Source organism: Streptomyces sp. NPDC053665, assembly GCF_055585285.1.
On record NZ_JBVJKK010000011.1, the window covers coordinates 80,604 to 92,417 of the forward strand.

An 11,814-nucleotide genomic window follows, 5' to 3' on the forward strand; every position below is an offset into this window, starting at 1 on the left:
ACGCCTCAGACCGCCGCCGGTTCCGCCGCCTCGCCGGACGTGGTCTCCTTCGCCGCCTGGCCCCGGTCCCGGGCCTCCCGGCGGGCCAGGACGACCAGGCCGACCGGGACGGCGGCGGCGAACAGCCACCACTGGACGGCGTACGCGTAGTTCAGCGCGGCGTCCTCCTTGCCCGGGTCGCCCAGCGGCTCAAGGGTGTCGCCGGCGGGCTCGGGCGCCGTCTGGGCGATGTACCCGCCGAGCACCTCCGCCTTCAGGCGCCGCGCCTGCTGCTCGCTGTTGATCAGCATGACCTGCCGGTCCGGCAGGCCCTGGAGGTTCTTGATCCCGCTCGCCTCGGTCGTCTCGCTCGGCATCAGCCGCCCCCGCACGGTCAGCTCACCGCCCGGCGGGGCCGGGACCTTCGGGTAGGCGGACTGGCTCCTGCGATCGCCCGGGACCCAGCCGCGGTTGACCAGCAGCACCTTGCCGTCGTCCAGGACGAACGGGGTGAGCACGTGGTAGCCGACCTCGTCGTCGGAGTTGGTGCGGCGGCGCACCACGACCTCGTCCTCGGCGTCGAAGCGGCCCTGGGCGATCACCGTGCGGTAGCGCTCGGCGCTGGTGACGGTGTGCCCCGGGCCGGTCAGCGACTCCACGGGCACCGGCTTCGCCGCCAGGGCGTCGGTGACCAGCTGGTTGCGGGCGGTCCGCTCCTCGTAGCGGTGCATCTGCCATATGCCCAGGCGGATCATCGTGGGGATGAGGAGCAGGGCGACCAGCACGAGGATCACCCACTGCCGGGACATGAGGAAGCGGTACACCCCACGACCGTACAACTCGGTCGTGGGGTGCAATCAGGCGGGTACCGGTTCACACCTTGTCGACAATGCCCACCTTTCCCTCCGCCCGGGCGCAGTGGGCGCCGCAGTACCACTGGCCGTCGACGTCGACGCCCTGGCCGATGATCTGCACCCGGCAGTGCTCGCAGATGGGGGCCATGCGGTGGATCGCACAGGCGAAGCAGTCGAAGACGTGCACCGCGCCCTGCGCGTGCACCTCGAAGGTCATTCCGTACTGATTGCCACAAACCTCACAGGTCGCCATGCGCCACAGGGTGGGCCGTCGTCCCCGCGCGGGCGAGCGGCGGCCGGGCGAGTCGCCCGGCAATCACCCGTCCGTACGGTCGGTGCGGTGTGCGGGCGCGCTCACTGCGGCGCTGCCGGCTCCACGTCCGCGAGGAGCTGCCCGAAGGCCGCCTCGTCCACGACCGGTGTGCCGAACTGGCGGGCCTTGACCACCTTGGACGTGCCCGAGTCCGGGTCGTTCGTGACGAGCAGGCTGGTGAGCCGGGACAGGCTCGTGGCCACGTGCAGCCCGGCCTCGGTCGCACGGTCCTCCAGCAGCTCCCGCTCGGTGGAGGTGTCGCCGGAGAAGGCGATCCGCATGCCCTGCTTGAGCCGCCCGCCCGGCTCGTAGCGCCCGGGGTTGGGGTACGGGCAGGCGGGGCGCTTGCGGGAGGGACGCCAGCCGCCCTGCCGGTGGCCGCCGTAGGCCGCCTGCTGCCCGATGCGGGGCGTGACGGGCCGGTCCGTCCACTCGGTCAGCGGCAGGCACTCGTGCAGCGGCAGCCGGACGCCCCGCGCCGCGGCGGTCCGCAGGCTCGGGCGGAACGCCTCCGCCAGCACCCGCGCGTCGTCCAGCGCGTGGTGTGCCCGCTGCTGGACCACGCCGAAGTGCGCGGCGAGGGACTCCAGCTTGTGGTTGGGCAGCGGCAGCCCCAGCTCCTTGGACAGGGCGATGGTGCACAGCCGCTGCCGCACCGGGGCCTCCCGCCGGGCGCGGGCGTACTCGCGGGCGATCATCTGCCAGTCGAAGACGGCGTTGTGCGCGACGAGCACCCGGTCCGTCAGCCGGGCCGCGAACTCCTCGGCGATGTCCGCGAAGAGGGGAGCGCCCTCCAGTGCCTCGCTCGTCAGGCCGTGGATCCAGACGGGGCCGGGGTCGCGCTCGGGGTTGACCGTCGTGTACCAGTGGTCCTCGACCTCGCCGCGGGCGTCCAGCCGGTAGACGGCCGCGGAGATGATGCGGTCGTGCCGGGCCAGGCCCGTGGTCTCCACGTCGACGACCGCGTATCCCCGGGGGTAGGCGGCCGGCCACGCCGTGGCGGAGAACAGGGCGGTCGTCAGGTCATCCAGCATGGTTCACGAGGATACGGGCCGCGACTGACACCGCCGTCCGCCAGGTGCGCCGGGCTCGCCGTCCCGACGCCCCCTCAGGCGGCTTGTCCGGTCTGTCCGTTCGCGGGGCGTACGTCTGATCGACGGTCAGCCGCGCCCGCCGTGTCCCGGCGTCGACAACCCTCCGGAACCCTATGGGGGGTTTGTCCGGAAGCGAGTTGGTGGAGATCACCAAGAAGCAAGCCCGTACCGGGTCGCGGCCCTCGACGCCCGCAGGGCACTGGCGGTGACGTCCGGCGAGATGCGGGCCGTCCGACCCGCGGTGCCGTCACCAGCGGGTGGACCGGGTGGACCGGGTGGGCCGTGCGCGGCCCACCCGGTCCGCGGTCCTACTTGGTCACCGCGTCCAGCGCGTCGGCGACGCCCCAGCCGTAGAAGCCGTTGCGGTTCTTCGGGCCCTCGCACACCGCGTCGACCTTGCCGTCGGCGTCGATGTCGTACGGGTCCGTGCACGCCTTGGCGTCGGCCTCCGCGTACAGCAGCGCCTTCACCAGCGCCGGCGGGGCGTACGGGTGCGTCGACTTGATGAGGGCGGCGACGCCCGCGACATGCGGGGACGCCATCGACGTACCGGCCATGTAACCCCACTTGCCGCCCGGCAGCGTGCCCAGGATCAGGCCGCTCGTGGCCGGCGGCTCCGGCTTCTGGTAGGCCGTCGAGTCACCGCCGGGCGCGGCGATGTCGATGACGCCCCGGCCGTAGTTGGAGAAGGACGACTTCAGGCCCTTGGCGCCGGTCGAGGCGACCGTGACGACACCCGGCAGCTGCGTCGGGATGTCCAGGCACTCGGACGGGTCGACGACCCGGTCGCCCGGGGTGGTGTCGTTCGGGGACGACGGGTCGGTGATCTCGTCGGAGGCCAGGTCGTAGTTCTCGTTGCCGGCCGCCGCGACGTTGACCGCGCCCTTCTTCTCCGCGTACCGCGAGGCACGCGTGACGGCCTCCACGAGCGCCTTCTGGTCCGGGTCGTTCTTGCAGTTGAAGTACCAGGGGTCGGTGTAATAGCTGTTGTTCGTCACGTCGACCCCGTGCTCGGCCGCCCACACGAAGCCGCAGACCACGGCCTCCGTGTAGAAGAAGCCGTCCGGGTTGGACACCTTGATGCCGGACACCTTCACGCCGGGCGCGACACCGGTCATGCCGACGCCGTTCTTGGCCGCGGCTATCTCACCGGCGACGTGCGTGCCGTGGGGGCTCTCCGCCGCACTCGGCCGCCAGGCGCCGTCGGCCGTGTCCGGCTTGCCCGACACGCAGTTGACCGACGCCTTGCGGTCGAAGTTCGGCGCGATGTCGGGGTGGGTGTCGTCCACACCGGTGTCGATCACGGCGACCGTGACCTTCTTGCTGCCCAGCGACTTCTCGTGCGCCTTGTCCGCCTTGATGGCGGGCAGGTCCCACTGCAGGCCCTCGAGCGGGTCCTGGCCCTCCGCCGCCTCCGCCTCGGCGACCTCGGCCGCGCTCAGCACCTTCGGCGAGCCCAGGTCGCCGGTGGTCGCCGAGGGCAGCGGCGCGGTGCGGGTGGCCCCGGCCGACTGCACGCCGCGCACCGTGCGGATGGTCTTGGCGAAGTCCGGGTTCGAGGAGTGGACGACGATGACGCCTATCTGGTCGTACGACGTCACGATCGTGCCGCCGGCCTTGGCGACGGCCTTCTTCACGGAGGCCGAGGTGCCGTGGCCCGGGGCGACGTTGACGACGTAGCTCAGCGGCGTCGCGTCGGCCGAGACGGCCGCGGGGGCGTCCTCGGCGGCCGTGGCGACGGTGTTCGGCAGGAAGGCGAGGGCGGTGGCCATGGCCATCCCGGCCGGGATGGCGACGGCGCGGCGGTAGCGCGCGTGCGGCGCGGTCATGGTGTCTCCAGTTCGTTCACGGTACGAGCTGATGGTGCGGATGGTTCGCAAGTGCGCGCGGCGAGAGGTCACTTGACCGCGCGCAGCGCGTTGACGATGCCGTGGCCGTAGAAGCCGTTGACGGCCGGGCCGCCCTTGCACACCGCGTCCTGGGTGTCGTTGCCGTCCTGGTCGTAGGACTCCGGGCAGGCGGTGCGGTCGGCCTGTGCCTTCAGCAGCGCCTGCAGCACGGCCGGCGGGGCCCAGGGGTGCTTCGACTTCAGCAGCGCGGCGACACCGGCGACGTGCGGCGAGGCCATCGACGTGCCCTGGAGGAAGCCGTACGCGCCGTTCGGCAGCGTGGACAGGATCCGGCCGTCCTTGGAGGGCGTGTCCGGGATCTGGTAGCGGCGGTCGCCGCCCGGCGCGGCGACGTCCACGACGCCCTTGCCGTACGTCGAGTAGTACGACTTGAGGTTGTCGACGCCCGTCGCGCTGACGGTGACGACACCCGGCAACTGGGTCGGGATGTCGAAGCACTCGTGCGGGTCGATGGTCCGCTCGACGGGCGTGGTGTCGTTCGGGCTGGTGGTGTCGACGATCGCGTCGGCGTCCAGGTCGTGGTTGGAGTTGCCCGCCGAGGCGATGTTCAGCGTGCCCTTCTTCTGGGCGTACAGCTGGGCCCGGTTGACCGCGTCGACGATGGCCCGCTGGTCCGGGTCCCCCTCGCAGTTGTACAGCCACGGGTCGACGTAGTAGCTGTTGTTCGTGATCTCCACGCCGTGGTCGGCGGCGAACACGAACGCGCAGACGACGTTCTCCGGGTAGAAGAGCCCGCTGGCCTTGTCGGTCACGTTGATGCTGGACACCTTCACGCCGGGCGCGACGCCCGCGACGCCGACCCCGTTGCGGGCCGCGGCTATCTCACCCGCGACGTGCGTGCCGTGGTAGTCCTCGGGCGTGTACGGCCGCCAGGCACCCTCGGTGGTGTCGGCCTTGCCGCCCGCGCAGTTGGCGGACTGGCCGGGGGAGAAGTTGGGGGCGATGTCGGGGTGGGTGTCGTCCACGCCGGTGTCGATCACGGCGACGGTCACCTTGCGGCTGCCCGGGTTGATCGTGGCGGCCTTGTCGGCGCCGATCGCGCGCAGGTCCCACTGATCCGCCTCGAGGGGCTCGCTCCCGGGCGTCTCGGTGGAAGCGGCCCGGGTGCGCTCCGCCTGGGCGGCGCTGAGGTACTCGACCGCGCCCTCGTCCGTCGTCCCCGCGGGCGTCAGGGGAGCGGTGCGGGTGGCGCCGGCCGACTGCACGCCGCGGACCGTGCGCATGGTCGCGGCGAACTCGGCGTTCGAGGAGTGGACGACGAGGACGCCGATCCGCTCGTACGCCGCCACGACCGAGCCGCCGGCCTTGCCGATCGCCTTCTTGACCGAGGCGATCGTGTGCCGGTCCACCGTGGTGTTGACGACGTACACCAGCGTCGGCGCGTCCGCCGTCCGGGTGGCTCGCTCCGCCTGCGGGGCCGCGGACGCGGCGGCGGGCAGGAAGCCCAGCGAGGCCGTCAGCGACAGCACGACCGGTACGGCGAGAGCGAGCCGGCGTCTGGAACGCAAGTGAGACATGGGGTCTCCACATCCTCCGGAAACGAAACCGGCCCGAGGCACAGGTGGTGCTCGGGCAGGTACATGACGGGGTGGTGCAGGGCGAAGCTATCCCGGCCTCTCGCTGGCCAGCAACGTTTTGTCGGAAGGTTCTCGGAAAGAACGCCGCCGGGTTGAACCGGTTCTCCCGTGCCGCCGTGACGTTGAACAAGGAGCGCGAGGTCCCCCGGTGTCCTCGCCTCCGTCCCCGTTCCCATCGCTTACGTCCTTGCGAGGAGACCCCGTGGCCACCGACGCACCGCCCCCCTCGAAAGAGCAGCACACACTCCCCTCACCCGAGGAGTTCGCCGAGGTGCAGGAGAGCGCGGAGTTCGGTGAACTGCGCCGCTCCTACCGCTCCTTCGCCTTCCCGCTGACCATCGCCTTCATCGCCTGGTACCTGCTGTACGTCCTGCTGTCGAACTACGCGGGCGGCTTCATGGGCACCGAGCTGTTCGGCAACATCAACGTCGCCTTCGTCCTCGGCGTCGCCCAGTTCGTCACCACGTTCCTCATCGCCTGGTGGTACTCGCGGCACGCCGCCGCGAAGCTCGACCCCAAGGCCGAGGCCATCAAGACCCGGATGGAGGGCGGCGCATGAGCCCCGCACAGCAGACCTTCCTCGCCCACCAGCACGTCCTGGCGGCGAACGAGGCCAGCGAGCACCGCCCGCTGATCATCACCCTGTTCGCGCTGTTCGTCCTCGCCACCCTCGGCATCACCATCTGGGCCGGCCGCCAGACCAAGGACGCGGCCGACTTCTACGCCGGCGGCCGCCAGTTCAGCGCCTTCCAGAACGGCCTCGCCGTCTCCGGCGACTACATGTCCGCCGCCTCGTTCCTCGGCATCGCGGGCGCCATCGCCATCTTCGGCTACGACGGCTTCCTCTACTCCATCGGCTTCCTGGTCGCCTGGCTCGTCGCCCTGCTCCTGGTCGCCGAGCCGCTCAGGAACTCCGGCCGCTACACCATGGGCGACGTGCTGGCCTACCGCATGCGCCAGCGCCCGGTCCGCACCGCCGCCGGCACCTCCACGATCGTCGTGTCGATCTTCTACCTGCTGGCCCAGATGGCCGGTGCCGGCGTCCTCGTCTCGCTGCTGCTCGGCATCACCTCCGACGCCGGCAAGATCCTCATCGTCGCCCTGGTCGGCGTCCTGATGATCGTCTACGTCTCCATCGGCGGCATGAAGGGCACCACCTGGGTGCAGATGGTCAAGGCCGTGCTGCTCATCGGCGGCACGATCCTCATCACCTTCCTGGTGCTGCTGAAGTTCGACTTCAACATCTCCGACCTGCTCGGCAAGGCCGCCGAGAACAGCGGAAAGGGCGCCGCCTTCCTGGAGCCCGGCCTCCAGTACGGCGCGACCGGCACCTCCAAGCTGGACTTCATCTCCCTGGGCATCGCCCTGGTGCTCGGCACCGCCGGCCTGCCGCACATCCTGATCCGCTTCTACACGGTGCCCAACGCCAAGGCCGCCCGGAAGTCCGTCAACTGGGCCATCGGCATCATCGGCGCCTTCTACCTGATGACCATCGCCCTCGGCTTCGGCGCCGCCGCGCTCATCTCCCAGGACGAGATCATCGCCTCCAACCCCTCCGGCAACACGGCCGCGCCCCTGCTCGCCCTGCACCTGGGCGGGGTCGACTCGGCCTGGGGCGCGATCCTGCTCGCCACCATCTCGGCGGTGGCCTTCGCGACGATCCTCGCGGTGGTCGCCGGACTCACCCTGGCCTCCTCGTCGTCCTTCGCGCACGACATCTACGCCAACGTCATCCGCAAGGGCAAGGCGTCCGGCGCCGAGGAGGTCCGCGCGGCCCGCTGGGCGACCCTGTTCATCGGCATCGTCTCCATCGGCCTGGGTGCCCTGGCCCGCGACCTGAACGTGGCCGGCCTGGTCGCCCTCGCCTTCGCCGTCGCGGCCTCCGCCAACCTGCCGACGATCCTCTACAGCCTGTTCTGGAAGCGCTTCACCACCCAGGGCGCCCTGTGGTCGATCTACGGCGGCCTGATCGTCGCCGTCGGCCTCGTGCTGTTCTCGCCGGTCGTCTCCGGCGACCCCAAGGCCATGTTCCCCGAGGTCGACTTCGCCTGGTTCCCGCTGAAGAACCCGGGCATCATCTCCATCCCGTTCGGCTTCCTCATGGGCTGGCTCGGCACGGTCCTGTCCAAGGAGGAGCCCGACGCCAAGAAGTACGCGGAGCTGGAGGTCAGGTCCCTGACCGGCACCGGAGCCCACTGAGCACGACCCCTCCGCGCGGCCGCCTCGTAGGAACCTCCAGGTCCCTGCGGCGCGGCCGCGCCGTGCGTCGTGGGATCGAGCCCTGTGGTGATGCCGGTGCGGTCACGTAGGCTCGCAGGTGTCGGAGAACAGTGCTCCGGGCACGATCCGCGACCAGGGAGGGGCCCACGTGCTCATCGACACCTACGGCCGGGTGGCCACCGACCTGAGGGTCTCGCTGACCGACCGATGCAACCTGCGCTGCACGTACTGCATGCCCGAGGAGGGCCTGCAGTGGCTGGCCAAGCCGGACCTGCTCACCGACGACGAGATCGTCCGGCTGATCGGCATCGCGGTCACGTCCCTCGGGATCGAGGAGGTCCGCTTCACGGGCGGTGAGCCCCTGCTGCGCCCCGGGCTCGTCGGCATCGTCGAGCGCGTCGCCGCCCTGGAGCCCCGCCCGCAGATGTCGCTGACCACCAACGGCATCGGCCTCAAGCGCACGGCGGCGGCCCTCAAGGCGGCGGGCCTGGACCGGGTGAACGTCTCCCTCGACACCCTCCGGCCGGACGTCTTCAAGACCCTCACCCGCCGCGACCGCCACAAGGACGTCCTGGAGGGACTGCACGCCGCCCGCGACGCGGGCCTCACCCCCGTCAAGGTCAACTCGGTCCTGATGCCCGGCCTGAACGACGACGAGGCCCCCGAACTCCTCGCCTGGGCCGTGGAGCACGACTACGAACTGCGCTTCATCGAGCAGATGCCGCTGGACGCGCAGCACGGCTGGAAGCGCGACGGCATGATCACCGCCGGCGACATCCTGGCCTCCCTGCGCACCCGGTTCGAGCTGACGCCCGAGGGCCAGGACAAGCGCGGCTCCGCCCCGGCGGAGCGCTGGCTGGTCGACGGCGGCCCGCATGTGGTCGGCGTGATCGCCTCCGTCACCCGGCCCTTCTGCGCGGCCTGCGACCGCACCCGCCTCACCGCCGACGGCCAGGTGCGCACCTGCCTGTTCGCCCAGGAGGAGACCGATCTGCGGGCCGCCCTGCGCTCCGGCGCCCCGGACGAGGAGATCGCCCGCCTGTGGCGCCTGGCGATGTGGGGCAAGAAGGCGGGAGCGGGACTGGACGACCCGGCGTTCGTGCAGCCGGACCGGCCCATGTCGGCGATCGGGGGCTAGGAAGCCGGGGTCTCCCGGGACTCCCACTCCACGAGCGGGACGACGTCCTTGAGGAAGCCCCGCACGCCCAGGAACTGCGACAGGTGCTCGCGGTGCTCGTCGCAGGCCAGCCAGGTCTTGCGCCGCTCCGGGGTGTGGACCTTGGGGTTGTTCCACGCCAGCACCCACACCGCGTCGGCACGGCAGCCCTTCGCGGAACAGATGGGCGTCTCGTCACTCACTGCTTCGTCTCACCCCGGCACTCGACAGGAACTGCACGGCACAAAGGCGACGCCGAGCAGCCACGGGGGGAGCTGCCCGGCGTCGGTCCGTCGCTCCGACGGGGGATGCGGAGCGCGTACGAAGTATGTCACGGGTAACCCCGGCCCCGGCACCGGAACAACGCGATTGATCTGAGCTTTTCTTGAGCTTGGCCGGAAGGCGACTTCCGTTTGTGCCCGCCGTACGGCAGCACTCACCGCTCGTGCGAGTCCGCCCGCGCCCCGGGGGCCGTCGCCGACGCCGCGTCGTCCGCGGCGGAGTCCGTCCGCCCGCCCGGTGACTGCGGCGGCGCGATCATCGGCCGCACCGGCGGTGCCACGAACGTCGACGGGAGAGACGGCGCGTTCTCGCGCCCCGCGTTCGCGACGACCACCGCGATGTACGGCAGGATCAGGCCGAGTACCAGCGCCACGATCGCCACATGCCGTTCGACGTTCCACAGGGTGGCCGCGAGGATCACGGACACCGTGCGGACCGACATCGAGATCACGTACCGGCGTTGCCGCCCGCGTACGTCCTCCTGCAACCCCGTCCGGGCGCCGGTGATCCGGAAAACCTGGACGTTCCCGCCGCCGTGCTGCTTCCGCATCGCAATCCACCATCCGCCCGTATCGGACCGTCCCCGCCGTGTGGCCGTCCCGGGCGTCCGGGACCCGGACCGGGACAGATCCCACGGTACGCCGCGTACGGAGCCGTCACGAGACCGGGTGCCCCCTCGTCCGCCGGGCCGTCTCCCGGCCGTGACGCGGACGGCCCGCGCCGGAGTGCGACGGGTGCCCCCGGGCCCGACACTGGCCGTACGAGCTCACGTCGAGCCGTACGAGGAGGCAGCGATGGGCTGGTTGTGGGCGATCATCGTCGGACTGGTACTGGGTCTGATCGCGAAGGCGATCATCCCGGGCAAGCAGCACCTACCCCTGTGGCTCACCGTCATCCTGGGCATGATCGGCGGCATCGCCGGCAACGCCATCGCCCGGGCGGCCGGGGTCGACGCGACGTCCGGCATCGACTGGTGGCGGCACGTGTTCCAGCTGGTGATGGCGGTCCTCCTCGTCGGCCTCGGCGACCAGGCCTGGACGGCGGCCAGGGGCAACCGGCGCAGAGCCTGACCAGGGGCGCCGAACGACGCGAGGGGCGGCCTCCGACCTGGAGGACCGCCCCTCACCCGCACGTGCTCAGCCGGCCGTGACCTCGACCGCGGCCAGGTTCTTCTTGCCCCGGCGCAGCACGAGCCAGCGGCCGTGCAGCAGGTCCTCCCGGGCGGGGACGGCGTCCTCGGAGGCGACCTTGACGTTGTTCACGTAGGCGCCGCCCTCCTTGACCGTGCGCCGCGCGGCCGACTTGCTCGCCACCAGGCCGACCTCGGCGAACAGATCGACGACCGGGGCCGGCTCGGCCACGCGGATGTGCGGCAGCTCCGACAGGGCCGCCGCGAGCGTGCGCTCGTCGAGCCCGGCCAGCTCGCCCTGCCCGAACAGCGCCCTGGACGCGGCCATCACCGCGGCCGTCTGCTCGGCGCCGTGCACCAGCGTCGTCAGCTCCTCGGCCAGGGCCCGCTGCGCGGCCCGCGCCTGCGGCCGCTCCTCGGTCTGCCGCTCCAGCTCCTCCAGCTCCTCGCGGGAGCGGAAGGACAGGATGCGCAGGTACGTCGAGATGTCCCGGTCGTCCACGTTCAGCCAGAACTGGTAGAACGCGTACGGCGTCGTCATCTCCGGGTCGAGCCAGACGGCCCCGCCCTCGGTCTTGCCGAACTTGGTGCCGTCCGCCTTGGTCATCAGCGGCGTCGCCAGCGCGTGCACGGTCGCGCCCGGCTCCAGGCGGTGGATCAGGTCCAGGCCCGCCGTGAGGTTGCCCCACTGGTCGCTGCCGCCCTGCTGGAGGGTGCAGCCGTGGCGGCGGTAGAGCTGGAGGAAGTCCATGCCCTGGAGGAGCTGGTAGCTGAACTCCGTGTAGCTGATGCCCTCGGAGGACTCCAGGCGGCGGGCCACGGAGTCCTTCGTCAGCATCTTGTTGACGCGGAAGTGCTTGCCGATGTCCCGCAGGAACTCGATCGCGGACAGGTTCTGCGTCCAGTCGAGGTTGTTGACCATGACGGCCGCGTTCTCGCCCTCGAAGTCCAGGAACGGCTCGATCTGGGCGCGCAGCCTGTCGACCCAGCCGCCGACGGTCTCCGGGTCGTTCAGCGTGCGCTCCGCGGTCGGGCGGGGGTCGCCGATCAGGCCCGTGGCGCCGCCGACCAGCGCCAGCGGCCGGTGCCCGGCCTGCTGGAGCCGGCGCACGGTGAGCACCTGCACCAGGTGCCCCACGTGCAGCGACGGCGCCGTCGGGTCGAAACCGCAATAGAACGTGACGGGACCGTCCGCGAGAGCCTTGCGCAAAGCGTCCTCGTCGGTGGACAGGGCGAACAGCCCGCGCCACTTCAGCTCGTCGACGATGTCCGTCACGGTTCTCGTGTCTCCTTGAGCGAT

The 11,814-nt window shown here is 71.2% G+C and carries 12 protein-coding genes; 4 read left to right on the plus strand and 8 right to left on the minus strand.

What is annotated here, in order from left to right:
* Nucleotides 1-5: 5 nt before the first annotated feature.
* The 5 genes from ACZ6ZN_RS32100 to ACZ6ZN_RS32120 all read right to left on the minus strand — a co-directional run bounded on the left by ACZ6ZN_RS32100 (nt 6) and on the right by ACZ6ZN_RS32120 (nt 5,667).
* Nucleotides 6-803, minus strand: coding sequence for an SURF1 family cytochrome oxidase biogenesis protein (locus tag ACZ6ZN_RS32100; RefSeq protein ID WP_469651682.1), 798 nt, complete (start codon nt 801-803; stop codon nt 6-8).
* Between the two features lie 49 nt (nt 804-852).
* Nucleotides 853-1,086: a hypothetical protein gene (locus ACZ6ZN_RS32105; RefSeq protein WP_279545926.1), complete on the minus strand. Its 234-nt coding sequence runs from the start codon at nt 1,084-1,086 to the stop codon at nt 853-855.
* 101 nt (nt 1,087-1,187) lie between these two features.
* Nucleotides 1,188-2,180, minus strand: coding sequence for a DEDDh family exonuclease (locus tag ACZ6ZN_RS32110; protein WP_398111693.1), 993 nt, complete (start codon nt 2,178-2,180; stop codon nt 1,188-1,190).
* Between the two features lie 368 nt (nt 2,181-2,548).
* Entirely contained in the window at nt 2,549-4,069 is a 1,521-nt protein-coding gene (locus ACZ6ZN_RS32115; RefSeq protein ID WP_398111694.1) for a S8 family peptidase, read from the minus strand.
* Nucleotides 4,070-4,137: 68 nt separating this feature from the next.
* Nucleotides 4,138-5,667: a S8 family serine peptidase gene (locus ACZ6ZN_RS32120; RefSeq protein ID WP_469651685.1), complete on the minus strand. Its 1,530-nt coding sequence runs from the start codon at nt 5,665-5,667 to the stop codon at nt 4,138-4,140.
* A gap of 262 nt (nt 5,668-5,929) precedes the next feature.
* On the opposite strand from ACZ6ZN_RS32120, the gene ACZ6ZN_RS32125 reads away from it, so the two are divergent.
* The 3 genes from ACZ6ZN_RS32125 (at nt 5,930) to moaA (ending at nt 9,085) form a co-directional block, all read left to right on the plus strand.
* Nucleotides 5,930-6,286 (plus strand): DUF485 domain-containing protein, encoded by a 357-nt coding sequence (locus tag ACZ6ZN_RS32125; protein ID WP_398111696.1) that lies wholly within the window; start codon nt 5,930-5,932, stop codon nt 6,284-6,286.
* Nucleotides 6,283-7,926, plus strand: coding sequence for a solute symporter family protein (locus tag ACZ6ZN_RS32130; protein WP_451877417.1), 1,644 nt, complete (start codon nt 6,283-6,285; stop codon nt 7,924-7,926). Before ACZ6ZN_RS32125 ends, ACZ6ZN_RS32130 begins: the two co-directional genes overlap by 4 nt.
* 169 nt (nt 7,927-8,095) lie before the next feature.
* The gene (gene moaA, locus ACZ6ZN_RS32135; RefSeq protein WP_369197681.1) at nt 8,096-9,085 is read left to right on the plus strand and encodes a GTP 3',8-cyclase MoaA; all 990 of its coding nucleotides are present in this window, start codon (nt 8,096-8,098) and stop codon (nt 9,083-9,085) included.
* Here the strand turns inward: moaA and ACZ6ZN_RS32140 are convergent.
* Complete coding sequence (locus tag ACZ6ZN_RS32140; protein WP_451877419.1) at nt 9,082-9,306, minus strand: hypothetical protein; 225 nt, start codon at nt 9,304-9,306, stop codon at nt 9,082-9,084. The two genes, moaA and ACZ6ZN_RS32140, sit on opposite strands and share 4 nt — an antisense overlap.
* A 233-nt stretch (nt 9,307-9,539) precedes the next feature.
* A complete protein-coding gene (locus ACZ6ZN_RS32145) occupies nt 9,540-9,935 on the minus strand; it encodes a DUF3099 domain-containing protein (RefSeq protein ID WP_398111699.1) in 396 nt (131 codons plus the stop codon).
* 244 nt (nt 9,936-10,179) lie between these two features.
* On the opposite strand from ACZ6ZN_RS32145, the gene ACZ6ZN_RS32150 reads away from it, so the two are divergent.
* Nucleotides 10,180-10,455 carry a GlsB/YeaQ/YmgE family stress response membrane protein gene (locus ACZ6ZN_RS32150; RefSeq protein WP_451877421.1) on the plus strand — a complete coding sequence of 92 codons (276 nt, stop codon included), beginning with the start codon at nt 10,180-10,182 and terminating at the stop codon, nt 10,453-10,455.
* Between the two features lie 66 nt (nt 10,456-10,521).
* Here ACZ6ZN_RS32150 and tyrS read toward each other — a convergent pair whose 3' ends face one another.
* Nucleotides 10,522-11,790, minus strand: coding sequence for a tyrosine--tRNA ligase (gene tyrS, locus ACZ6ZN_RS32155; protein WP_451877422.1), 1,269 nt, complete (start codon nt 11,788-11,790; stop codon nt 10,522-10,524).
* Between the last annotated feature and the right edge of the window lie 24 nt (nt 11,791-11,814).